Annotated in this window: 26 protein-coding genes and 1 pseudogene; 1 reads left to right on the top strand and 26 read right to left on the bottom strand. The window is 65.8% G+C overall.

The features are described from left to right. Positions 1-2: 2 nt before the first annotated feature. The 10 genes and pseudogenes from N5D62_RS18285 to N5D62_RS18240 all read right to left on the bottom strand — a co-directional run bounded on the left by N5D62_RS18285 (position 3) and on the right by N5D62_RS18240 (position 5,365). Positions 3-437, bottom strand: a complete 435-nt coding sequence (locus N5D62_RS18285) for a hypothetical protein (protein WP_279759305.1) — start codon at positions 435-437, stop codon at positions 3-5. Between the two features lie 10 nt (positions 438-447). Beyond that, entirely contained in the window at positions 448-744 is a 297-nt protein-coding gene (locus tag N5D62_RS18280; RefSeq protein WP_279759304.1) for a hypothetical protein, read from the bottom strand. Further along, a complete protein-coding gene (locus tag N5D62_RS18275) occupies positions 741-938 on the bottom strand; it encodes a hypothetical protein (protein WP_279759303.1) in 198 nt (65 codons plus the stop codon). Before N5D62_RS18275 ends, N5D62_RS18280 begins: the two co-directional genes overlap by 4 nt. 7 nt (positions 939-945) lie before the next feature. Next, entirely contained in the window at positions 946-1,119 is a 174-nt protein-coding gene (locus N5D62_RS18270) for a hypothetical protein (protein ID WP_279759302.1), read from the bottom strand. 13 nt (positions 1,120-1,132) lie between these two features. Further along, positions 1,133-3,871, bottom strand: coding sequence for a toprim domain-containing protein (locus N5D62_RS18265; RefSeq protein ID WP_279759301.1), 2,739 nt, complete (start codon positions 3,869-3,871; stop codon positions 1,133-1,135). Further along, a complete protein-coding gene (locus tag N5D62_RS18260) occupies positions 3,868-4,239 on the bottom strand; it encodes a hypothetical protein (RefSeq protein WP_279759300.1) in 372 nt (123 codons plus the stop codon). The genes N5D62_RS18265 and N5D62_RS18260 overlap by 4 nt, the downstream gene beginning before the upstream one ends. 182 nt (positions 4,240-4,421) lie before the next feature. Then, a pseudogene (locus tag N5D62_RS18255) lies at positions 4,422-4,673 on the bottom strand (ogr/Delta-like zinc finger family protein); the annotation flags it as partial. Beyond that, positions 4,670-4,861, bottom strand: a complete 192-nt coding sequence (locus N5D62_RS18250) for a hypothetical protein (protein ID WP_279759299.1) — start codon at positions 4,859-4,861, stop codon at positions 4,670-4,672. The pseudogene N5D62_RS18255 and the gene N5D62_RS18250, both read right to left, overlap by 4 nt. A 45-nt stretch (positions 4,862-4,906) precedes the next feature. After that, a complete protein-coding gene (locus N5D62_RS18245) occupies positions 4,907-5,098 on the bottom strand; it encodes a hypothetical protein (protein ID WP_279759298.1) in 192 nt (63 codons plus the stop codon). A 51-nt stretch (positions 5,099-5,149) separates the two neighbouring features. Beyond that, a complete protein-coding gene (locus tag N5D62_RS18240; RefSeq protein WP_279759297.1) occupies positions 5,150-5,365 on the bottom strand; it encodes a hypothetical protein in 216 nt (71 codons plus the stop codon). A 52-nt stretch (positions 5,366-5,417) separates the two neighbouring features. Between N5D62_RS18240 and N5D62_RS18235 the strand changes: the two genes are divergently transcribed. Further along, positions 5,418-5,798 (top strand): helix-turn-helix transcriptional regulator, encoded by a 381-nt coding sequence (locus tag N5D62_RS18235; RefSeq protein WP_279759296.1) that lies wholly within the window; start codon positions 5,418-5,420, stop codon positions 5,796-5,798. A 34-nt stretch (positions 5,799-5,832) separates the two neighbouring features. On the opposite strand, the gene N5D62_RS18230 is transcribed toward N5D62_RS18235, so the two are convergent. From N5D62_RS18230 to N5D62_RS18155, 16 genes are all read right to left on the bottom strand, one after another. Then, a complete protein-coding gene (locus N5D62_RS18230; protein WP_279759295.1) occupies positions 5,833-6,873 on the bottom strand; it encodes a phage late control D family protein in 1,041 nt (346 codons plus the stop codon). After that, on the bottom strand, positions 6,870-7,322 hold the full coding sequence (locus tag N5D62_RS18225) for a phage tail protein (RefSeq protein WP_279759294.1): 453 nt from the start codon (positions 7,320-7,322) through the stop codon (positions 6,870-6,872). Before N5D62_RS18225 ends, N5D62_RS18230 begins: the two co-directional genes overlap by 4 nt. Before the next feature lie 12 nt (positions 7,323-7,334). After that, positions 7,335-9,935 (bottom strand): phage tail tape measure protein, encoded by a 2,601-nt coding sequence (locus N5D62_RS18220; protein WP_279759293.1) that lies wholly within the window; start codon positions 9,933-9,935, stop codon positions 7,335-7,337. 12 nt (positions 9,936-9,947) lie between these two features. Next, the gene (locus N5D62_RS18215; protein WP_279759292.1) at positions 9,948-10,064 is read right to left on the bottom strand and encodes a GpE family phage tail protein; all 117 of its coding nucleotides are present in this window, start codon (positions 10,062-10,064) and stop codon (positions 9,948-9,950) included. 8 nt (positions 10,065-10,072) lie between these two features. Continuing rightward, entirely contained in the window at positions 10,073-10,366 is a 294-nt protein-coding gene (locus N5D62_RS18210) for a phage tail assembly protein (RefSeq protein WP_279759290.1), read from the bottom strand. 14 nt (positions 10,367-10,380) lie between these two features. Continuing rightward, positions 10,381-10,890 (bottom strand): phage major tail tube protein, encoded by a 510-nt coding sequence (locus N5D62_RS18205; protein WP_279759289.1) that lies wholly within the window; start codon positions 10,888-10,890, stop codon positions 10,381-10,383. Between the two features lie 61 nt (positions 10,891-10,951). Next, positions 10,952-12,145 carry a phage tail sheath protein gene (locus tag N5D62_RS18200; RefSeq protein ID WP_279759288.1) on the bottom strand — a complete coding sequence of 398 codons (1,194 nt, stop codon included), beginning with the start codon at positions 12,143-12,145 and terminating at the stop codon, positions 10,952-10,954. Positions 12,146-12,315: 170 nt separating this feature from the next. After that, a complete protein-coding gene (locus tag N5D62_RS18195) occupies positions 12,316-13,167 on the bottom strand; it encodes a hypothetical protein (protein WP_279759287.1) in 852 nt (283 codons plus the stop codon). A 301-nt stretch (positions 13,168-13,468) separates the two neighbouring features. Further along, on the bottom strand, positions 13,469-13,741 hold the full coding sequence (locus N5D62_RS18190; protein ID WP_279759286.1) for a hypothetical protein: 273 nt from the start codon (positions 13,739-13,741) through the stop codon (positions 13,469-13,471). Continuing rightward, positions 13,738-14,007, bottom strand: coding sequence for a hypothetical protein (locus N5D62_RS18185; protein WP_279759285.1), 270 nt, complete (start codon positions 14,005-14,007; stop codon positions 13,738-13,740). The genes N5D62_RS18190 and N5D62_RS18185 overlap by 4 nt, the downstream gene beginning before the upstream one ends. Before the next feature lie 4 nt (positions 14,008-14,011). Further along, a complete protein-coding gene (locus N5D62_RS18180) occupies positions 14,012-14,779 on the bottom strand; it encodes a hypothetical protein (protein WP_279759284.1) in 768 nt (255 codons plus the stop codon). Further along, positions 14,776-15,285 (bottom strand): phage tail protein, encoded by a 510-nt coding sequence (locus N5D62_RS18175; protein WP_279759283.1) that lies wholly within the window; start codon positions 15,283-15,285, stop codon positions 14,776-14,778. The genes N5D62_RS18180 and N5D62_RS18175 overlap by 4 nt, the downstream gene beginning before the upstream one ends. Continuing rightward, positions 15,285-15,932 carry a phage tail protein I gene (locus N5D62_RS18170; RefSeq protein ID WP_279759282.1) on the bottom strand — a complete coding sequence of 216 codons (648 nt, stop codon included), beginning with the start codon at positions 15,930-15,932 and terminating at the stop codon, positions 15,285-15,287. Before N5D62_RS18170 ends, N5D62_RS18175 begins: the two co-directional genes overlap by 1 nt. Continuing rightward, positions 15,929-16,924, bottom strand: coding sequence for a baseplate J/gp47 family protein (locus N5D62_RS18165; protein WP_279759281.1), 996 nt, complete (start codon positions 16,922-16,924; stop codon positions 15,929-15,931). Before N5D62_RS18165 ends, N5D62_RS18170 begins: the two co-directional genes overlap by 4 nt. Then, positions 16,921-17,283, bottom strand: a complete 363-nt coding sequence (locus N5D62_RS18160) for a GPW/gp25 family protein (RefSeq protein WP_279759280.1) — start codon at positions 17,281-17,283, stop codon at positions 16,921-16,923. Before N5D62_RS18160 ends, N5D62_RS18165 begins: the two co-directional genes overlap by 4 nt. Further along, complete coding sequence (locus tag N5D62_RS18155; protein WP_279759279.1) at positions 17,280-17,951, bottom strand: phage baseplate assembly protein V; 672 nt, start codon at positions 17,949-17,951, stop codon at positions 17,280-17,282. Before N5D62_RS18155 ends, N5D62_RS18160 begins: the two co-directional genes overlap by 4 nt. Between the last annotated feature and the right edge of the window lie 22 nt (positions 17,952-17,973).

Raw genomic sequence — 17,973 nt, 5'->3', positions numbered from 1 at the left:
GGTCAGGTCTTTCGGTTGGTCTTGCTGGACAGCAATCGCGTCACCAGCGGGTTGTGGATCTTGTTGAGGTACTGGTCGCCCACGGCCTGGGCGCGATCCTTGAGGGTTGCGTCGGGCCCGGGTCGGGGAGCGGCGCTTGGGTTCGTCGATGTCTTCCATGGCTGCGTTCCTGTTGCCTCTCCTTGCATGTGGCTCAGCGGCGATTCACCGCGCTGGGGCCGGTTGGACGCCGGCGTCGACGCCGGTTCGGATGCCAGGGCCTTGGTCACGGCCTGGCGCGACACCTGGACGCCTTGGGCGGCCAACCAGGTGCGGATCTCTTCATGCGTGTAGCCAGCGTCGGAGAGCTGCTGCATCGCCTTCCTATGCGGCGCGAGCGGCCCGCGCTTTGCAGGCGGATTGCTCGCCATCCAGTCCTCGAGGGACTTCTCGGTCATGGGGCCTCCTTCAGTCATCGCGGTCAGCCGCGGCGGCGCGCTTGCGGTCCAGCGCTTGCGACGCCCTCGTTTGGCGGGGGTAGGGCCAGCGCGTCTCCGTTTGAGCCTTGGCGGGCCGTTCTGGCGCGTTGGCGGCTGCTCTGACCTTGGCTCCGGCAGCGATGCGAAGCAATCGAGAGAGCAGCGGGTCCTGCATGGCCGCACCGAAGTCGGCAGGCCAGTGATCGCGACCAGGGCGCATCCGCTCCCAGGCCTCTCGGAGGAGACTCTCCGGTAGATCCGCATGCGAAACGAACAGCAGGCTCACGGCTTAGCTCCCGGCGCACTGACGGAGCTGGCTCGCGCCGCGTCGACCAAAGCGACCGCGAGAGCGGCGCCGAACGACTGGTTCAACCGATCGGATGCTTCTCTGGCGATCCGCTGGCGCTCAAGCTCGAAGGCCTGGCGCACGTCGGTAGCGTGCCAAGGCGTGTAGGGCTTGTTGAGCACAGGCTTGACCATGGCGTCCTCAAGCGGCCGGCCGGACACGCAGCTGCACCAGGTCGTCACCAAGCAGCCGGACGGCGATCGCAGCAGCGCTGCCGCCGCAGCTCGTGACGATGACCAGGCGCCCACGCTGACCCGAGGACAGCAGGTAGCGGGCGCGATAGCGACGCAGTCGGATCGTTCGGTTCTTCTGCATGATTCCCTCCCGTTCAAGCCTTGGCAGCCTTGTTGCGCTCGAAGGTCCAGCAATGCACGGCGACGGAGCGGACGTCTCGTTGCTCGTCGAGCTGGCCCCGGATGGCGCTGTTGACGTTCTTGATGTCCTTGAACCGGTGTAGGCGGCTGGTCTTCAGCACCTTCTTCAGGTCGCCGATCGATGGCACCTGCTGATTGCGCTCGCGCGCCACCTGGATGAAGTGGTTCAGGTTGATCGCGATTTCCTCGTCGGGCTTGCGCGAGTGGTTCAGCGGCGCATTGCCGCCGTCCAGGTACTCGAAGGCTTCCCAGAACTCCTGCACCAGCGGGTGATCGCTGTTGATGGCTTGCTGACGCTCTGTCGCCATCACCACGATCTGCACCTGCAGCGCCTGGTGCTGCTCCTCGCTCAGCGGGACCACGTGCAGCAGCGCATCGGCGAGAGCGAGGAGCTGAGCGTGGTTCTTCGCAACGCGGGTGCTGCGCACCTGAGGGTGATCGAGCAGCGCGACCTCATGGACCGGCGTCCTCTCGGCCAGCGTCTTCAAGATCTGCTCCTCGCGCTGCGCGGCGAGAAGGATGAAACCGCTGACGTCCTCCACCGGCATGCCTTCCAGCGCTGTTGCGTCCTGACGCGTCTTGGGCGTTTGGCGCGACTTGTCGAAGGTCAGGTGGACGATCCGCTGCAGGATCGGGTCGGAGGCGTTGACCTCGTTGTTTTGGCTGATCACGATGGCGCCCCGGAACGGCGGCTCGTAGGTCTCGTTGCCGCCGGTCGCCATACCGCGTGCGCGCACGCTGCGACCGTTGAAGGCGGTCTTGAGCTCGTCCCAATCGAACGACTTCACGTGCGGGCCCTTCTCGCTGCCCAGGCGCTCGCGATCCGACTCGATCAGCACCACGGGCAGGTTGCTGACCTGAGCGAAGTTGCGAGCGCGCGCGGCCAGCGAGGACTTGCTCGGGTCGAAGCCTTCGTAGTCGCGGCGGCCGCACAGCTTCCAGAGGAACTCGATCAGCGTGGACTTGCCGGCGCCGGCCTCGCCGACGATCTCCAGAAACGGGAAGGACTTCTGCGTGGCGCGGATCTGCTCGGCAAAGAGGGCGCCGAGCCAGAAGGTGAGGGCGGCCAGACCTTTGGCGCCGAAGCAGTTCCAGAGCAAGCCCAGCCAATCCGCGTTGTAGTCGGCCAGGTCGCGGTTAATGGTGAGCTGGACGGATTGGTTGAGCGACTTCAGCGACAGGTTGCCCATGTCGAAGTAGTCCTCGGCGTTGATCTCGTACAGCCGGCCATCCTTCACGGCGGTGTCGCCGAGGACGAAGGCGCCGTGCTCCCGCGAGTAGCCGATGTAGTCGATCGTCTCGACGCGCTGGATGTTGAAGAGCTGGCGCTCCATCATCCGCTCGAGCATCTGGCTCGTGCCGGTGAAGACCGCGCCAGGCGCCAGGTGCAGCAGGCGCTTCTTGAACTCCGCCGCCGCGCTGAGGTGCGAGCTGGTGAAAGTGTTCTTCACCGCCGGCGCGTCGTGCGGAAACTCCACGCGGAAGTAGTACCAGCTCTCGTCCGTGAGAGCGTTGCGCTGGTAGTACAGCGGCGAGGGCAGGCAGTTGGCGATCGGCCTGATGTTGTGCGATTTCTTCAGCGCCTCTTCGCGGATCTCCTCCTCGCTCAGCCGGCCTTCGTTGCCGTCCTCGATCGTGCGCACCGCGCGGTCGAACGCCTCCAGGTCTAGCTTGAACCAGTACAGGCGCTTGCGGAACGCGACGTCAAACTCAGTCTTCTGGCCGCCCGAGTGGCGGTAGGTCTCCAGAGCCTTTTCGCCAGCGGATGGCGCGATCAACAGCGCGCCGTGATGGCGGTACTCCTTGAAGTCCTCAGGCTTGAGACGGTCGCGCAGCAGTAGATCGTTCCAGTCCACCTTGCCGCGAGCGGGCTGGGGGATCTGGGCCGCTTCGCAGGTCCAACCGTCCTGCCGCGCGCGCTCGACGTGCTTGAGCGTGTATGCCTGGCCGGCGTGGTCGCCGTCGAGGCCGAAAACCAGGCGCGGCAAACCGCGGCCCGTCGCAACGCAGTCCTTGCGCAGCTGCTCCAACGCCAGTTCGGGGTAGTTGTTGCAGCTCATCAGCGCCACCGCGTTAACGCCGCTGTGGCCGAGCGCGATGGAATCGAAGATGCCCTCGACCATCCACAACTCGTCCGCCTCAGCGGGAACGAAGTTGGGCGGGCACCACCAGGTGCCCTGGTAGCTCATGCCCGGCTTGAACATGGCCTTCTTCTTGCCGAAGCGGGAGGGCCGGTCGATCAGACGCTCCCAATGCCCGGTGCCAACAGCGAAGCGCACGGTGGCGCTGCCAGCGCCCTTCCCGTTGTCGGCCTGGCGGTCGTAGTGGCTCTCCTCCGTGTACCAGCCCTTGATGAACGACAGGTCGAAGCCTCTCGCCTGCTGCAGGTACAGGTCTGCGGCGGCGTTCGGGTTCGTGGCCTTCATCGGCTCGGCCCGCTTGCTCCAGTCGTTAAAGAGGAACGGGTAGAGGTCCTTGACATGGGCCTCGTAGCCGCAGTTGTTGAGCCGTCCGCAGCGCACGATCCATGGCTTGTCCTCCTTGATGTACAGCTCCCGCTTCTTGCAGGAAGGGCACTCGCCCTTGCGCATCCATCCCCCGCTGTTCGCATCCTTGAACCCGAACTCGCGCAGCTCTTGCAGAACTGCCTTGCGCAGCTCCTCAACGCGATCCGCCAGCTCTGCCTGGTTCACGCGGCGTCCCTCGGGCGATAAACGCTGACGCTGATGCGCACAGCGCCTTTGGCAACCGCGACCAGGCTGATTCCGCCAACGAAGTCTTCCCGGAACACTTCCGTATAGCCCAGCTCGAGCAGCGCAGCGTGCAGGCGGTTCGCGTCATCTCGGCAACCCATGTGGATCGAGAGCGAAGCGGGCAGCGGGATCCAGCGAATCTGCTCAGGCTGCGGCGCGATGCGACGCTTCTCCAGCGCCGCCAGGTCGGGCTCGAACAGGTCCAAGCTCAGGCGCATGGCGCGCAGCTCGCGGACCCGCGCGGCGTAGGAGTTCGACGCATCGAGGACAGCTCGCGAGTACAGCCGCTGCTTCGGGTCGGAGTTCATCGTGGAGACCTTTCAGGGTGAGCGCTGCCCGCGTTGCCTCCAAACAGGCATCGCTAGGCATGAATTCGTGGGGATGGCGGGGTAGGGCTACCTACCCGGGTACGCGTGGATCAGGGGCCGTGTGCGGCGCCCTCGAACAGATCCAGGTTCCTCGCCGGCGCGTCCAACTCACGGACGGTCGAGACCGGAGCGACGTCGAGCTGCACGCTCAGCAGTCTTCGCTCGACGTGGGGGCTGAGAGGAATGTTCACCTGCGGGTTGGGCATAGCGCTGGGCGACAGCGTGCGCATGACCTCCAGGCCGGCAACGTAGGTGTGGCCGCAAAGCACGTTCGTGCATTGATAGGTCACCTCTCGCATCGTCACCGTCATTTCGCGGCTCTTCACCGCTCGGGCGCGGGAAGAGCAATGCGGGCACTTGATCGTCACTCTCATTTGGGTGCCCCCCTCGGCACTACATACAGGGCTCTTCCTCGGCCCGTAATGCTGCGCACCGAACGGCGCAGCCTGCTCTTGATCAGCCATTCGGCTGCCTGCTCCAACGTGTCGAGCCCCTGCTGCAGACGGACGCGCTCAAGCACGTCGCGGTCGGCTTCGTTGATGGCGATCTGCAGCTCGGGCATGGGTAGCTTTTCGTCAGACGTTGATGCGCTTCAGAAAGCCTGGGATCAGGCGACGCGCGACTCGACACTCACGTCGCCGGTCAGGACCTGCTGCGCCTCACGCAACAGCAGCTCGCGCGCCATCGTGCTCGGCTGATCTCCCTGGTAGTTCGCCAGGGCGCTGATCAGCTGGTACTCGTAGTCGTCCAGTCGCAAGGTGATGCGGTTGTTGCGGACGCGCTTCGGGTCTGGATACATGGGTGCCTTCGAAATGACAGAACAGGACCGATGAACAGAGGAAAGAGGAAGTCAGGAAATTGGTTTGCCGGCCTCAAAAACCTTGAGGGCGTAGAGCACGAGTAGCCGGGCGAAGGCCGCGTCGGTGCGCTGTTCCTTGTGTGCTCCGGCCTTCAAGCGCTTCAGCTCGTCCTCGTACAGCCGCAACGAAACCGGGCTGCGTGTCAGCACGCCGGTCGGGGCTCGACTCTTCTTTTCGGGCTCTCGTTTCGTTGCAGTTTTGGGCATGGCTCCTCACCGGCTTTCGAGGAAACGGTGTGTATCCTCGCGATGTAAGTGGATGCACAAATTATGGTCGAAATATTTCGACCTCGTCAATGAATTTGGAGGTCGTTTGTCTACCTTTGGGGAACGATTGCGCGAGGAGCGCATCCGGTTGGGTCTGAACCAGATCGACTTTGGCGCGCTGGGAAGCGTCACGAAGTCGACGCAGATCAACTATGAAAAGGGCGAAAGGAGCCCTGATGCGGACTACCTCATGACGCTCATCCCCCACGGCGTCGATGTCGTGTATCTGCTGACTGGAGAGCATGCGTCTGTCGACGCTGCGAGGCTCACGCCAGATCAACTGCGCCTGATCAGCGACTTCGCAATCCTGTCGCTGCAGGATCGAGAAGTGGCGCTTCGGGTAGTCAGTGCGCTCGGCCAGGTCGTCGAATGACGACTTCGACTTGGCGCCCTGCCTTCGAGCATCGTTAGGCAGTCGGCGCATCGCTGTCCTCCACCTTGTGCGAGCCATCGACGGAGGTGGACGTCTCTAGCTCGATGCGCGTGACCAGCCCACCGTCGCCGAGGCTGTGCGTGGACTTCACGGTAAGCCACGACACAGCGTCGATCGCCGGCTTGAAGCCGACCACAGTCACCGGCGTTTGCGGTCCCAGCTCAGGCCGCCCGCGCGCCAGCGTGAGTTCCAGCGTCGCCGCACCACGCTGTATGCGCTGCCACTCGGCTTTCGCGCCCGCGAGCGCGTCGGCCTGGTTGGCGTAGGTGTCGCGCAACCGTTTCGCGTTGCCGCTGAGCCCCACAATGACCCCGCGCCGCTTCGCACGCTTCGTGTCGTGCCAATACGCGCGCACGCCGCTGTAGACCTCCCGCTCAGCGGAATGGAATCGGTGGCCGTCGCCGGCGTCGCGTGAGATGGTCTGCGGGCTCAAAGCCAGGCCCTGGCTGTCTCGCGTGCCGTTGATCGGCACGAAGATCAGCGTCCCCTTCTTGACGCTTGAGACGGCGTCGAAGCGCTTCGCCAGACGCGAGATGAAGTTGAGGTCGCTCTCGTTGGTCTGGTCGATGTGATCGACCACGGTTGAGGCCAGCCGCTTGTCGATACGTGGCGTGAGGCCATGCTTGGCGGCGATGGATCCGACGATGGTGCCGAGTTGGTGCTGGTGCCAGCTTCTCTCGACGCGAACTTTGATGGTCTGCGCCATGTCGGCGCTGCGCGCGCGGATCTGGAGCTGGTCCGGAGCTCCGCTGTGTTCGACCTCGTCGACGACGAAGGTGCCCTTGTCGACCAGCGCCTGCCCGGCCCATCCCAGGTGCAGCTCGATCGTGGCCTTCTTCGGCGGGATTGCCAGCCGACCGTCAGCGTCATCGAGCACCAGGTCAAGCTGGTCCGCCTCGCCACCACGGCACTCGGTCAGGCTGAGGCTGATCAACCGAGGGTTGATCTTCACCGTGATGTCAGTGCCGTCGACGACCAGGCGGTAGTCTGGCGCCGGGTAGCTGCTGCGGGTCACTCGCCACCTCCAATGTCCGCCGGCGCCGCGTCGCTCGGCGAGGCCTCGTCCACGCCCAGCTCAGTTCCCTCATCCTCGTCGACGCGGGTCAGCTGGATCTGGAACTCGATCCGCCGCGCACTGCCGTCGTCCATGAAGACCGTGCGCGTCTCGTTCAGGCTCTCTATCACGAAGGCGCCGATCACCTCGCCGACGCCGGAAACGAGCGGCCAGGCGAGGCCCGCGTCCGCCATCTCACGCAACTGGTCCAGGCTCGCGACGTCGCCGACGAACTCCGGCGCCACGATCCCGGAGAGGTTGATCGTGTCGTCCCCTGGCCCGAGGAACTGGCGAGCTGGGCGCGCGCCCACTCGGCTGTTGCTGGGGTGGCGCCAGGCAGACTGCCGCTGCAGGTCCTGGTAGGCCAGCGTCGGCAGGCTGAACACGAACTGACCGTAGCCCATCATCATGGTGGGATCTCCTTAGCTGATGTCGCTGAGGCTGGACCGGCGCGCCGCCAGCTTCGTGCGCTCGCGCCGATCCAGCTCGGCGCAGACGACCCGCGCCAGGGTGCGCTCGTCCATGCCCGGGGCGGCGTGGATGTGGATCTCGTACTTATCGCCGGCGCTCACGGGCGCGGCAGCGGCCGGCGCCGAGAGCGGGGCCCGCCGGTCCATGTGGACGGTAGAGGGCCTGGTGGAGAAGTCGCCGTCTGGCGATACGTTCATGGCGGCTGCAGGCATGGCCACGGTGGCGCCGACGGCCATTGCCATCACCGCGCGCCGGACGCTGGCCTGCCGGTTGGCGACGCCGGCGGCGGCGCCGTTCGAGATCTCCTCGCCGGCGTCGATAAAGACGCGGCTCGGGCTGCGGATGCCGAGCTTCTCCTTGAACCAGCCAATCGCACCGTCTGCAGCCCCGCTGATCGCGTCACGGACCAGTGCCAGGCGGCTGGTGATGCCCCCGGCCAACCCCTGCAGGATGTTGGCGCCGAACTCGCTGAACTTCTGCGGCAGGTCGAAGCCGAACCAGCGCAGCACACCGGCAAACGCGTGGTAGAGGAGACCCAGCGGTGACCAGTTCACCAGCAGCGCAGACACACCGCCAATGCCGCCGGAGAACGCCTCGCGGACGCTGCTCCACACACCGCCGAAGAAGGCCTTGATGGGCTCCCAGTAGCGGATGAGCAAGAAGGCCGCTACAGCGATCGCGGTGATCGCCAGGCCGATGGGCGTCATCAGGAGAGCGCGACCGAGCCAGAGCACCGCCTGACCGGCGATGCGCAGCGCGCTGCCGATGCGCCCTATCACGGACGCCACGCCGACGCCGTTGATGCTCAGCATCGCCATGCCGTAGCGCAACAGCGCGAACGGACCGATCAACGACGCCAGTGCCACCGTGACCGTTCCGCCCACCACGAGAAGGACGGAGAGGGCGGCGGCGGCTTTCAGAATGAAGCTCACCAGGCCAGGGTGGGCCGCTGCGAAGGCGGCCAGCTTCGAGGCCATGGACCCCAAGGTGGTCATGATGTCGACCAGGGCGGGCTTCAAGGCCTCGCCGAGCGTGGTCGTCAGCTCGAAGGCGCGGTTCTTCGCCATGATCCACTGCGCCGACGTCGTCTGGCTGCGGGCGTCCGCCTCGCGCCGCATGGAGCCCTTTGCCGCGGTGCCGTTCGCTAGCTCGCGCTGGCGCGCCAGCTCCTCGGGCTTGTCGACCAGCTTGGCGAGCGTGTCCGAGTGCTCCAGGCCAACCAGCTCGACCATGACGCCGACGCGCTGGCTCTCCGGCAGCCTGCGGATGCCCGCGATCACCTTGTCGAAGGTGGCCGACGCATCTGTCGCCATCCCTTGCTGGATGTCCTTGCTCTTCAGGCCGATCTCGTCGACGGCGGCCTGGAACTTCTTCGTGCCCTTGGTGGCGGCAGCCAACTTCTGCGTGATGGCGTTGATCGCGGTGGCGGCGGTCTCAGGGCGCTCGCCGAGCGTGAGCAGCGTGGACGACAGCGCAGCGGCGTCCTGCGCGCTCATCTTGACCGTGGAGACGACCCCCGAGATCCGGTTGAGCACGTTGATGATCTCGTCGCCCTTCGAGATCGCGTTGTCGTCGAGGTAGTTGATCGAGTCGGCCAGGCCCTCGATCTGCATGATGGGGATCTTGAAGTTCTTCGCGACCTTGCCCATCTGCTCGGCAATCTCGCCGGGCACCGCGTCGAATGCCGTCGCCATCATCGCCGCCGTGCGGGTGAAGTCCTTGAGCTGATCCGTCGCCACCTCCATGCGCGCGCCGGCGGTGACCATGTCCGCGATCTCATTGGTCGCCAAGGGGATCTCTCGCCCCAGCTCGCGGATCTGCTGCCGGACGGCGGCGTAGACGGGGGTGAGCCGCCCGGCGTCATCTCGCGCGCCCTGTACTTGGCGGGCGATGCCCAGCATGTGGTCCTCGAACGAGGCGAAGTCCCGCACGGCGATCGCGATAGGGGCGCCGATCGCGGCGCCCGTCGCGCCCATGGCGACGCCGGTGCCGGTGAGTTTGCCCTGCAGGGCCTGGGCCTTGGACAGCGCCGCGCCGGCGGCGACGCTGCGGCGCTGGCGCTCGGCCAGCTCGCGCAGCGCTGCCGTCTGCCGTCCGATGCTCTCGGTGGTCGACGCGATGCTCGAGCGCAGATCTCGCTCATGCGTGGCGAGGTCCCGGGTGCTGATGCCCACGGCGCTGAGCCGGTCGCGGACGGCCTGGAGTTGCACGCTCTGGCGCTGATGCTGGTCGGCCAGATCGCGGGCGAACTGGCGAGCCGTGGCGAGCTGGGCCGTCATGGCCTTGGTAGGCGGGCCGGCCTGGCTGAGTTCGCGGGCCAGCCGGGTAGCCTTCTCCCGCGCGTTCTCGAGCTTTGCGCTGGTGGCGCCCAGGCCGGTCCGCATCTCGCGGAACTCGCCGATCGCCTTCTGCTGCGTGCCGAGTTCCTTCAGGCGCTCGCGCGTCTCCCGCAGCGCCTTGGCGGTTGCCGTGCTGCCGGTGTTGATGCGCTGCAGCGGCGCCGTGGCGCGGTCGATTGCCTGAAGGATCACCTGCAGGCGCAGGTCGCTCATTGCCATGGCGGCTCACTCGGACGGTTCATGCCGGGACCGCGCGCGCTCTCGCCAGTCCATCAGCTCGGGGATCGAGAGGCCGTCCATGTCGGACGGCGCCCAGTGGAAGACGATGGCGAGGTCCGCCATCGCGTCCTCTACGCGGTCTGGTAGTCCTGCTCCTTCGCGGCTTTCGGCGACAAAAAAGCGGCGACCTCCGCAGAGAGCTGGAACAAGTCGGCCGGGTCGAGGGCGTCGATCTCGGGGCGCGTCAGCGAAGGGACCGTGATGCGCGGCAGGATCGTTTGCGCGGCAGCGACATCCATTCGCACCAGGTCGAAGAGGGAAACGCCGCGCAGCTCGCCGGCGCTGGGCTTGCGCAGCTCGACCTGGTTGATCTCCTGGGTGCCGCGCTTGATGGGCTGGTCGAGGGTGATGGTGGTGGTGGTCATGGTCGGTCAGGGGATCAGATGGACAGGGCAGCGCGGACTTCGGCCAGGCGGTCGATGCCGCCGATGTTCTCGATCATGTTGACGAAGTCGATCTCGACGAGGAGCTCGCCGTCGAGCGTGAGCTTGTAGTAGCTCAGGGCCGTCTTGATCTTGACCTCGGTGTTGTCGCCGGCCTTGGCCTTGCCGGGGTCGATCTCGGTGTGGCGGCCGCGCACGACGACTTCCAGCGTCTGCGGGCGCTCCATGTCGTCGGCCTGCAGGGCGCCGTTGAAGCGCAGCAGCACGCCGTCGACCTTCAGCGTGCCGAACTGGGTGAAGACTTCGCGCAGATAGCCTGCGGCGGTCCACTCCATCTCCATGCCTTCCATCCCGTTGTCGAGCTTGATGGGGCCGTTCATGCCGCCGCCGCGATAGTCCTCGGTCTTGCGGCTGAGCTTGGGCAGATTCACTTCCGGCACCTCGCCCATGTAGCGGACGCCGTCGTTGAAGAGGATGAAGTTCTTGAGCTTGCGGGGCAATGCCATTGCTTAGATCTGCGGAGGGGGATAGGGGCCGCCGCTGGCGACTGCCGGCGGCGAGGTGGCGTCAAGCGTTGACGCGCGCGGCGAAGTCCGCGAAGTACTTGTCCGTGATGCGCTGGCGGAAGGAGAGGTCTTCCACCGGCGGGATCGGCGTGTAGTCGTAGTCGATGATCAGCTTGCCGGACTTGAGCGAGGACGCGGAGTTGGCCTCCTCGTCGTACCAGGCCTTGCCGTCGAGGATGTAGCCGAAGTTCTTCAGCTCCCGGAACTTGGCGTTGACGCCTTCGAGGATGTCCTTGACCAGCGACGGGTGCAGCGGCTTGTCGACGGCCCAGAAGTGGGCCTCGGCGATCGAGTCGGCCAGGACCTGCGCGGTACGCGTGGCGCTCTCGAAGGCGAACAGCGGGTCATCGCTGCAGGTGCGCGAGCCCCAGAAGCGGTAGCCCTGCGCGTTGATCAGCGCCGTGACCTCGCTCTCGTTGAGCAGGCCGGCGTCGGTCGCGGATTCCTGCAGGTCCCAGTAGATGTCGCGCGAGAGGCCGGTCACGCCGTTGATCGGCAGGTTGGACAGCGTCTTGTGCCAGCCGACCTCCTGGTCGATCTTGGCGCGCAGGCCTAGGGCGTAGGCCACCGGCGAAACGCTGATCGTCGCGTTGGTCGTCGTGTCCCATCGCGTGAACTCGGGGTGCAGCAGCATCAGCTCGCGCGCGCCGAATTTGTCCCGGTAGGTGATCGCCTCGGCGATCGTCTCGGCGCCGGCGGTGCTGGCGTAGGCGAAGGCGCGCAGTTTCTGCGCAATCGCCACCAGCGCGGTTGTCACCTCCTCGGAGTCGTACTCGGGGACGCCAAGGATGCGCGGCTTCACGCCGAGCTGGGTCTGCGCCGCGAGCAGCGCCTTCATGCCCGTGTACTGACCGGAGGGCAGCGTCGTGCCGATGATCTTGCTGACCTGGTCGGCGGCCTTCGCTTCAGCGGTCTCGCCGACTCCGTCAGCGACGCGCACGACGACGATGATGGGCGAGGACTGCTGGCTGATCGCGTCGAGGGCCGCGGCGAGCGTGCCCTTCGTGCCGGCCTTGCCGATGGCGGAGTTGACGTTGGTGACCAGCGCGGGTTTGTTCAGAGGGAACGTCGCCGCGTCGGCGTCGGAGGCCGTGCCCACGAGACCGATGATGGCGGTGGAGATGGATCGGATCGGACGGACGCCGTCGCTGATCTCGATGACGCGCACGCCGTGGTGGTAGGAGTCGAGTGCCATGGGGCTCCCTGGGGGTGAAGGGGGAGCCCGCACCGGGACGAAACCCTGACGTGCTGGCGGCTCCGAGAAGGAGCCGCCAATGTGCGCGGTGCGTCGCGCTAAGTCATGCACTTAAGAGTTTGCTGACGTCGGATCAACCTAGACAGTCGTGCGATCCATTCCTGAGCTGTTCAATCGGCCGTGTTGTGTTCCAGTATGTGGTCGTACTCGAACCTCAGAGCGCCGTCGGGGCGTCGCAGTGGGCGAACAATCCTGCAGACTGTTGTGACATGTTCGCCACCGTTCACCGTATCTATGTACCTCATCCGGCCGAAAAGTTTGAGTTCGCCCTGTCTTGCCAAGGCAATTTCCAATGAGCGTTCATCGAGCTTGATCGGGGGTGCTTCAAAGAACTGACCTGGGAAGACCACAGCTGCTGGGAGCCATTCCAACGAGTCGATGTATGAATCCGGGACAGGATCGCCGTTTTTGAGCAGGATAAGGCCCGCCTGTGTTGCTCCGTTTATCCCGGGCGTGACGCCAACATTCGTCCACTTGAATCCGAAGCTCCAGCGGCCCTGCGAGTCCGAGCCGTGTATTTCATCAGGTCTCATCCAGGCGCGAGCGGCATTCTTGTGGGCGATGGCAGCTTGATGCGTCGCCTCGGCGCTCCGCGCTGCCGTAGTCGCCGCGTGTTCAGCGTCACGGATTGCGTCGCGGGCCATCCTCAACTGCCAGAAGAACATGACGGCCTGCACTATCGCGACGAGGAGCGTTGCACCGGAGATGGCGCCAAGCACGTAGTCACGGTTCTCTTCGAACAAGCGGTGACGTCGATCATCCTGCCGTTGGGCGATCTGATCAGCACCTTCAACCGCATCGATGATGAACGGACTCTCTCGGGTACCTCGAGCTTCGAGGATCTTCGGCTCGGGCGAGGAGGCCGCCACTGGAGAAGGTGGGGGAACAAAACGTGCTTCTTCCGCCGCCGCAAGTGGAAGAGGCACCAGTAGAACTACCCACAAAGAGAGCAAGAACCACACGATGTTCCTCCCTGATCAGGCTAGCTTGCTAGCGTTGCAGCATCGCATTGCGTGGATGTATAGCGCAATCAGAACAATCCTCCTGATGTAGATGCATCCCAGTTTGTGATGACCAACTCTCCACTTGCGAGCCGCTGCTCCACATCGCGACCATTGCCCACGGAGTAGCGGACCTCCCGGGGAATCAGGCGGTCCGCCAAGCGGCGCTTGCCACCAAGCCAGGGAACGATGGGGGAGGGCTGGTACATCGGGATTAGAAAGGGCGCCTTGAAGGCGCCCTGGTACTGCTGACGAGATAGGACTACAGGGGGCCGATGCCGCACGCGAAGGCGATCAGGCCGCCGATCACGGTAGCCGCGGCGTCGAGCAGATCAGGCGTGTGCTTGGCGCGATGGTGGAGGTCATAAGCTTCCTTCGCGCACCCGACGATGACCACGACCGCGCTGGCTGCGATCGCCGCCTCAACCGCCGTCACACCGAAGGCCAGCGCCGCGCTGCGAGTGACGCCGAAGGCTACGACGCCTCCAAGGCAATGCAGGGCTTTGTCGTGCGGGATCCGCTCGAGGAGCTTCACGGCTGGATCTCCAGAAGATCAACGAGGCTCGGTGCCTCGCCGTTCGACCATGCGCGGCAGGCGTCGATGAACGTGCCCATCGTCGAGACGGCTTCGGGTTCTCCGGTGCGCAGGAGGTTGATCTGCGTGTGCAGCGGATAGAACTTGACGATGTGGTCCTCGCACTGGCGGCGCGCGGCCTCCGCTGCGGGGGTGGAAAGACCCGCGCTGGTCATCAGCTGGGCATCGTCGATGTGGGAGGAGTCTTGCATGCTGGCTTGGCTCATGTGATCAGGCGATGGAGGGGAAGTTGCGCTTCACCTCGTTGACGATGTTGACGATGTTGCCGAGCTTGCGGCCCTCGGGCCACGAGCCGAGCACCACGGTCGGCAACGCGAGATAGAGGACGTCCCCCACGCTGCTGTTCTGCACCTTGAAATCGAGCTGCAGGTAGGAGCCCACACCGCGCCCATCGTTCGTGCCGGCCGGCCAGGTCGTCGCGAATTGCTTCCATTGACCGGCAGTGCTGGGCAAGTAGTCCCACGTGGACGATCCCACCGTCTTGGCGTATGCAACGAATGACGCGCCGTTCCCGGACTTCACGTGGCGGGCAGGGATGTAGAACACCAGGCTGGAGATCACCACGGCATCCTTACGGGTGAGCTTCAGGATGTTGAAGCTGCTCGTGAAATGCTGCGTGCCGCGCCCGATGCCCATGGCGTCCAGCAGCGCCTTCGCCTCGTCATGTCGCGTCGCCGGATCCGCGCCCGTGTTGACGGGAATCAGCTCCGCGCTGAAGCGGTTCCAGAACGCGCCATCGGCCGAGACTGCGAGTCCGACCGGCAACTGCTGCGGCGCTGTGCCGGAGACGTCGAGGAAGTCGTGGTTGTAGTTCAAGGCCATCATGGGCAACTGGCTGAGCAGCCCAGCCTTGAACGCATCCAGTTCCGCCACCTTGGCGTTGACCGTCGTGTTGATGGCGTCCATCTTCGACGCGACAGTTTGGGTGAGTTGGTTGGTCGAGTCGACCAACGCGGCAATCTGACTCTCGAGACTCACTTCAGGGCTCCTTTAACGAACTGCTTGACGGAAATATGTTGAAGGTCGACGAGAGCTTTCGCCATCGTGGCGAATTCCTCGGCCATCGACAGATTGAGGTCGCCGGTCGCTTCGATGACGACGGAGCCAGCCGGAATGCCGGACAAGAGGAGGTCGAAGCCCAGCAGGAGATCGACCCCGGGCGCCTTGTAGGCGAGTGGCTTGACCGGATCGCTCCAAACGGCCAGGAAGGTGCCGTCGCTCAGCACGAAACCCACTTCTCGGACCCAGAACTCGGTGGGGCCGTCTGCCTTGGCGGCGACGTGGAACTGTCTGGGTCCCACGACCTTGCCTCCCGCGACGGAGAAGCGAGCGCGCTCATTGCGCAGGCCGGCTTGGGTCTGCGCAGGCGTGTAGGCTGCGTCGCCGAGCGCGACATGCGAGATCTTGGCGGCGAGGCCGTCGCCGGCCTGGAGCAGGATCGCGGCCAGGCCGACCTCCAGGGTGGTGGTCACGAGGGTGGTCATCAGGACTCCATGCTTACGCGAACGATGGTCACGACCTGCGCGCCGGTGGCTGCACGCAGGGACTGGGCGAGTGGGCGAGGCTGAACGGGCAGTGCCTCGGCGGAGTTGCGCGCGATCGTGGTTGCGGAGACCGACGATCCGAAGAACAGGCCGTGATCGAAGCGAGCTCCTACGTTGAGGCCGTAGTGACTGCGTTCGTTCTTCACCGCATCGACCATGCGGCGGATCCGGGCATACAGCTCGAGATTGATCAGGCCGTCGTCACCGGCGGACGGGTTGTTGCCGGCCCAGACGGTGAGCGTGAACGTGTAGGGCGCGCCTCCTGTCTGCTGCCACTCCGCCAGATCGATCGACGCGCCGATGGCGCCGAGCACCCGCCGGATGGCGCCTGCGGTGCCTTTGCGCTGGTGAATCGCCACGGAGTTGCGCACGAGCGCCCGACGAGCCTCCTCGGTCTGGGCTTCTTGCCATCCGTCCGTGGAGGCGCCCCAGGCGAGCCACGGCAGGAACGTCGCCGGGATCCTGCTGGAGTCGCCTAGGGTGCGCAGCGGGGCCGGATCGATGGGCGGCACCGAGACCGCAGCGGCGGCACGCTCGAGGCGGGTCGCAGAGGGCGGCAGCAGTGAGGGGATCGGGCCGAGCGTCATGGCTGGACCTGCGCGATCGTCACGCCAGTGCAGTTCGGGTAGTGGCGCAGGTCGCAGACGACGTCGACGGGCGGCTGATCGAGCAGGACGCGCCGCACGCCGGGCGCCTGTAGGGCAGCGAAGAGCACCGAACGGGGCATGAGCCCGCCGAGCCTACGTCCCGCCGTGATCGCGTCCTGCAGGCGCTGGTTGGCGTTGGCGAGCACCACGGTGTGATCCGGTCCGTCCTCGAACTCCAGCACGGCGCTGACCAGGTAGTCGGTGGGCATGCCGCTGAGTACGCGGGGACGGTCCGTCAGCGGGCGCACCTCGTCGGCAGAGAGCGCGGCTTGCGTCATGGTCACGAGCTCGTCGGCAGGCACCGAGGCGGTCTTGGCCGGCAGCACCGCCACGGTCACGTCACCGGGCAGCGGATCGACCAGGCCGGCGGCATAGCTGCAGGTGACCACGATGGCGCCGGCGGGCAGCAGCGCTCTCAGCTCGGTGCCGACGTCGACCGCCTCGAAGGTAGGCGAGTCGATCGACGCGTCGGAGATCTGGGCGTGGGCGGAGAGGGCGTGGAAGTGGTACGCGCCGCGGCTCCCAGCAACGGTGAGCCCCTCCAGCGCCATCTGGCAGCGATAACGCAGGCGTTCGTCGCTCTCGTAGACGGCATCGACGGGCGGGACGGCATCCGGATCCGCCGGGGACAGCAGCAGCCGCCTCACGCCGTAGTCGGCGGCGCGGTTGTCCAGGTCGGTCTTCTGGGCGTAGGCCAGAAGCGAGGCCTTGGCGGCTTCGTTCACGCGCTGGCGCCAGATCAGCTCGCGGTACACGTTCTCCTCGAGGAGCTTGGTCAGCGGTTCGGACTCTAGGCTGAGAACCTGCGCGAGGTCGGCGCGTTGCTCCTCGGGCATCAGCTCGAGGAAGGCGCGCTTGCGCTCGGCCAGCAGCGTCTCGAAGTCGAGCGCCTCGACGATGGCGGGGGCGGGCAGTTGCGGGAGGTCGATCACAGGGCAGCCCTCAGCTGAAGCGGCAGCACGAGTGCGAGAGCCTGCTGTTGGCCCTGCAGCGGACGGTAGACGCCCTCCAGCTCGACAACGACCTGGCCGGGGCGCTCACCCTGCGCCAGGCGGATGCGGCTGACCTTGAGGCGCGGCTCCCAGCGCATCAGCGCGCCGGCCGTGGCCGCGAAGATCCGTACGCGGGTGGCGCCGTTGTCCGGATGGTCGACCAGCTCGGGCAGCAGGCTCCCGTAGGTGCGCCGCGCGATGCGGCTGCCGATGGGGGTGGTGAGGATGTCGGCAACGCTCTGGCGCAGGTGCTCGACGCCGTCCACGGCGCGACCCGTGCGCTGGTTCAGGCCGCTCATGGGACAGGCTTCCCGGAGGTGAAGTTGCCCCTTTGCACCTGGTCGTGCGCGTGCTGTGTCAGGCTGATGTTCTCGACGACGATGTCGGGAGAGCCCTTGATACCGGACGCGCCGATCGTCAGCGACGCCGCGCCGACCTTGAGTGTGATGCTGGTGCCGGCCTCGATGACGATCGACTGGGCGGCCTGGATGGCCAGGGAGCCTCCGGCGCGGGCGGAGACATTTCCCTGCGCCTCGAGCGCGATGTCGCCCTCGGCCTTGCTGGCGATGTTGCCCTGTGCGATCGCGACGATGTCGCCGACGCACTGGATCAGGTGGCGATGGGCGGCGTGGTCGTACTCGACAAGGGTGCCGTCCGGATGCAGCGTTGCGTCGGTGCTGGCGCGGCTGTCGTTCGCCGGGTGGCTATCGCTGAAGAGGCCCACGAGCGCAAAGCCGTTGGCAAGGTCACCGCCTGGCGAGAACAGCATGCACTGCTCACCGACCGACGGCGGGCACCAGGCGCGCACATCACCGGCGCGACGAGTGAACCAGCGGATCCAGGACGACAGCAGACCGCCGGTGCGCACGCGGACAAGCGCCGCGTTGACGTCGATCTGGTCGATGGTGCCAGGGCGCAAGAGGTTTTCTAGTCGGCGGATCACGTCGCTGATGTCCGGAGAATCCATGCCGCTCATCTTGCCGGCGTGC

It is taken from the genome of Mitsuaria sp. GD03876, assembly GCF_029840635.1.
Taxonomy (GTDB): Bacteria; Pseudomonadota; Gammaproteobacteria; order Burkholderiales; family Burkholderiaceae_C; genus Roseateles.
Note: the sequence above shows the minus strand (reverse complement) of the source record. Positions and strands in the feature narration are given on the sequence as shown.

What these genes read in the sequence shown, in the direction of transcription:
- N5D62_RS18235 (WP_279759296.1), top strand. Translation starts at nt 5,418, where the DNA reads ATGCACAAATTATGGTCGAAATATTTCGACCTCGTCAATGAATTTGGA.
- N5D62_RS18160 (WP_279759280.1), bottom strand. Translation starts at nt 17,283, where the DNA reads ATGAGCGGCCTGAACCAGCGCACGGGTCGCGCCGTGGACGGCGTCGAG.
- N5D62_RS18220 (WP_279759293.1), bottom strand. Translation starts at nt 9,935, where the DNA reads ATGAGCGACCTGCGCCTGCAGGTGATCCTTCAGGCAATCGACCGCGCC.
- N5D62_RS18155 (WP_279759279.1), bottom strand. Translation starts at nt 17,951, where the DNA reads ATGGATTCTCCGGACATCAGCGACGTGATCCGCCGACTAGAAAACCTC.
- N5D62_RS18240 (WP_279759297.1), bottom strand. Translation starts at nt 5,365, where the DNA reads ATGCCCAAAACTGCAACGAAACGAGAGCCCGAAAAGAAGAGTCGAGCC.
- N5D62_RS18270 (WP_279759302.1), bottom strand. Translation starts at nt 1,119, where the DNA reads ATGCAGAAGAACCGAACGATCCGACTGCGTCGCTATCGCGCCCGCTAC.
- N5D62_RS18260 (WP_279759300.1), bottom strand. Translation starts at nt 4,239, where the DNA reads ATGAACTCCGACCCGAAGCAGCGGCTGTACTCGCGAGCTGTCCTCGAT.
- N5D62_RS18175 (WP_279759283.1), bottom strand. Translation starts at nt 15,285, where the DNA reads ATGACCACCCTCGTGACCACCACCCTGGAGGTCGGCCTGGCCGCGATC.
- N5D62_RS18215 (WP_279759292.1), bottom strand. Translation starts at nt 10,064, where the DNA reads ATGGCGGACCTCGCCATCGTCTTCCACTGGGCGCCGTCCGACATGGAC.
- N5D62_RS18250 (WP_279759299.1), bottom strand. Translation starts at nt 4,861, where the DNA reads ATGCCCGAGCTGCAGATCGCCATCAACGAAGCCGACCGCGACGTGCTT.
- N5D62_RS18200 (WP_279759288.1), bottom strand. Translation starts at nt 12,145, where the DNA reads ATGGCACTCGACTCCTACCACCACGGCGTGCGCGTCATCGAGATCAGC.
- N5D62_RS18285 (WP_279759305.1), bottom strand. Translation starts at nt 437, where the DNA reads ATGACCGAGAAGTCCCTCGAGGACTGGATGGCGAGCAATCCGCCTGCA.
- N5D62_RS18170 (WP_279759282.1), bottom strand. Translation starts at nt 15,932, where the DNA reads ATGACGCTCGGCCCGATCCCCTCACTGCTGCCGCCCTCTGCGACCCGC.
- N5D62_RS18205 (WP_279759289.1), bottom strand. Translation starts at nt 10,890, where the DNA reads ATGGCATTGCCCCGCAAGCTCAAGAACTTCATCCTCTTCAACGACGGC.
- N5D62_RS18275 (WP_279759303.1), bottom strand. Translation starts at nt 938, where the DNA reads ATGGTCAAGCCTGTGCTCAACAAGCCCTACACGCCTTGGCACGCTACC.
- N5D62_RS18210 (WP_279759290.1), bottom strand. Translation starts at nt 10,366, where the DNA reads ATGACCACCACCACCATCACCCTCGACCAGCCCATCAAGCGCGGCACC.
- N5D62_RS18185 (WP_279759285.1), bottom strand. Translation starts at nt 14,007, where the DNA reads ATGAGCCAAGCCAGCATGCAAGACTCCTCCCACATCGACGATGCCCAG.
- N5D62_RS18225 (WP_279759294.1), bottom strand. Translation starts at nt 7,322, where the DNA reads ATGATGATGGGCTACGGTCAGTTCGTGTTCAGCCTGCCGACGCTGGCC.
- N5D62_RS18245 (WP_279759298.1), bottom strand. Translation starts at nt 5,098, where the DNA reads ATGTATCCAGACCCGAAGCGCGTCCGCAACAACCGCATCACCTTGCGA.